Genomic DNA, 2,611 nt, shown 5'->3' with positions numbered 1-2,611 from the left:
CCACAGGCCGAGCAGTCGGAACTAGGCGACTACAAGCTCTACACCCTGCCCTTCCCGACCACGGTGGCGGCGGGGCCATGGCCATGACCGGCGCGCGTTCCACCCGTCTGCCTGTCACCACGATCTCGTCGGTGAAGTTCAGCCCCGTCGGCCAGCAGGCCGACTCGATCCTCTGGCCGGAGACAACCTTGGCCGCCGTCCGCCAGCTGCGCGACACCGTCCCCGCCACCACCTGGGTGGGCGCGTCGGTGAAGGTCGTGGCGCTGTCGTTGCTCAGGGTGATCCAACCGGTCAGGTCCAGGGTCTTTCCGTCCGGCCGCACATTGGCGACGTAGTTGGCCTTCCAGTTCAGCCCCACGGCCAGGTAGGTCAGCCGCACCTTGAACCGGCCGCCTTCCTTGGCCCGCACCACCATCGACAGGGTCGGCTCCGGCGCCAGGGCGTCGGGAATCTTGTCGAACACCAGCCGTTCGGGATCGCCGCTGCAGCCCAAGGCCTCGTACCCGCCATCGACCTCCAGGATCACCCCGCGCGGCCCGGACCGCACGATGGCGGTGCGCACCGTCTCCTGTCCGGTCCGGGGATTGGTCCTTACCAGCCGCACCGGCTCGCCAATCGCCGCCGCCAGGATGGAGCCGGGGCTCATCAGGTTGTAGTCCTGGTTCCGCTCGGCCACATCCGCCGGCAGCCCGTCCAGCGCTGCCGTCGCCGGCACGATCCCGGCCGCCACACCCTCGAAGCTGACCTTGCTCTCGCCGGCCGGGACCTCGATGGTCCGCCATTCGGTCACAAGGGCCAGGCCCGCTCGGCCGTTGTAGTAACCGGTCGGGCTGGGGTCCTGATAGATGGTCAGCGCCACCTCATCCGGACGCGGCGATACCGCCACCGCCCGCTGCGCCTGTACCGGCGCCGCCAGCAGCATCCCGGCCAGGGCCAGTCCCCAGACACGGATCATGATCCCGGAGCGGATCATCGGATCAATAGCCGCTGTCGACCGTGAAGGTCAGGGTGGTTTCGCCGTTGGCCGGCACCGGCACGTCCCAGCTCAGCGTCTGGGCGTTCAGCCGCTTCGACTTCAGGCTCTCCTCGATCAGCTTCCCGTCGCGACCAAGTCCGCCCTGGCGGATCTGCACCGTCACCGGCTCGGCCCGGGCGTTGCGGACCAGATAGCTCATCACATAGCGGGTCTTGGTCGTGCTGCGCTTGTCGGTCGACACCACGGTCGGCTGCACGGTCACATCGAACGCCTGGCCGGTCTGGATCGACAGGTCGCTGCCTGCCGAGGTGTGACCGATGTTGTTCTCGCCGATGAACTTCGGATTGCCCTGCTGGTCGCGGACATAGAACCGCACCGTTCCCGCCGGCATCGGCTGCGGCTGGCCGCCGCCGGCCGCGAACTCCAGCCGCACGGCTGCCGCGATCGGCTGCTCTCGGCTGCCGAAGCCCCCGAAATCGATCCGATAGGCCTTGCGGGCCGGCGCCCCGATCACGTCCAGGAAGCTGACCTGCTTGGTCTGGTTCTCGGCGATCGTGGTCCGCTCCTTCAGCGGATAGAGGTAGTAGTCGGCCAGCGGCACGGGCGCCCCGGTCATCGTCCCGGCAGAGGTCACCGCCGGCGGGCTGTAGGTGATGCCGCCCCCGGTGTTCCCGGCCACCAGCTGCACCTCGGCGTTTTCGAACGCCACGCCAGAGGTGTTGCTCAGCGTGATCCAGCCCTGCACGTCGATCTTGCCGTTCTTCTCATCGAACAGCGCCACATAGTCGGCGCTCCAGTCGAGCCCATTGGTCAGATAGGTCAGCCGCGCCGGCCGCGCCCCCGCGCTCGCCGAATCCACCATCACCGACAAGGTCGGCCGCGCACGCAGGCTCGGCGGCGCCTTGTCGAAGATCACCCGCGTCGGAACCCCGTCCTGGCGCAGGATCTCGATCTTGTCGCCGACCTGCAGCACCACCCCGTTGTTGACCGCCAGCACCTTGGCCCGCTCGCTCACCTGCGCCCCGTTGCCGGGATTGGTCCGCACGATGGTCACGGTTTCTCCGACCGCCGCCTGCATCAGGGCCTCCGGGCTCAGCAGGTCGTAGTCGAAGTTCTGCTCGATGATCTGGATGCCCGGCGCCGACAGGGTCACCGTCTCGCTGCGGATCTGCGGCGACACATCCTTGAACTCGATCCGCTGCCGCCCGGCCTTCAGCGGCTCGGTCCGGGTGTCCTCCACCAGGCTCTGCCCGCCATTGTAGATGGTCACCGAAAGCTGCCGCTCCTGAGCCGAGGCGGCGGTAGCGAGAAGCGCGAGCGCGCTGGCGGCGAGCAGAAAACGACGCATGGACCGAACCCCGCAAGAAATTACAAAGGCAAGTTTGCACGGGTGGCGGGGGCTGTCGATAGCCATTTGCGGGGTCGTGATCCCGAAGCGGGTTCTACCGGGCCGCCCTGCGCCCGCGCAGCGGCACCAGCCCGACGATCAGCGCCCCGATCCCCGGCAAGGCCGCAAAGCCGCCGAACAGCGCCACGATGAACAGCTTCTCCGGCACGGTCGAGGGGGCCGACCCGTCGGTCGCCAGCGCCAACGCCAGCCCGAACAACAACGCCCCCATCGTCCAAAGCCCGCCC

The 2,611-nt window shown here is 68.4% G+C and carries 2 protein-coding genes and 1 pseudogene; all 3 read right to left on the bottom strand.

Annotated features, from left to right (window positions below; translation table 11 throughout):
- Positions 1–973: pseudogene (locus tag GVN21_RS20230) on the bottom strand (hypothetical protein); the annotation flags it as partial.
- A gap of 4 nt (positions 974–977) precedes the next feature.
- Positions 978–2,324: a DUF4139 domain-containing protein gene (locus GVN21_RS20225; protein ID WP_166576544.1), complete on the bottom strand. Its 1,347-nt coding sequence runs from the start codon at positions 2,322–2,324 to the stop codon at positions 978–980.
- A 94-nt stretch (positions 2,325–2,418) separates the two neighbouring features.
- Positions 2,419–2,611 (bottom strand): hypothetical protein (locus GVN21_RS20220; RefSeq protein WP_166576543.1); only part of this gene is annotated, 193 nt, incomplete at its 5' end.

This window comes from Caulobacter sp. SLTY, assembly GCF_009905535.1.
Taxonomy (GTDB): domain Bacteria; phylum Pseudomonadota; class Alphaproteobacteria; order Caulobacterales; family Caulobacteraceae; genus Caulobacter.
This window is presented reverse-complemented; position numbering and strand designations above follow the sequence as displayed.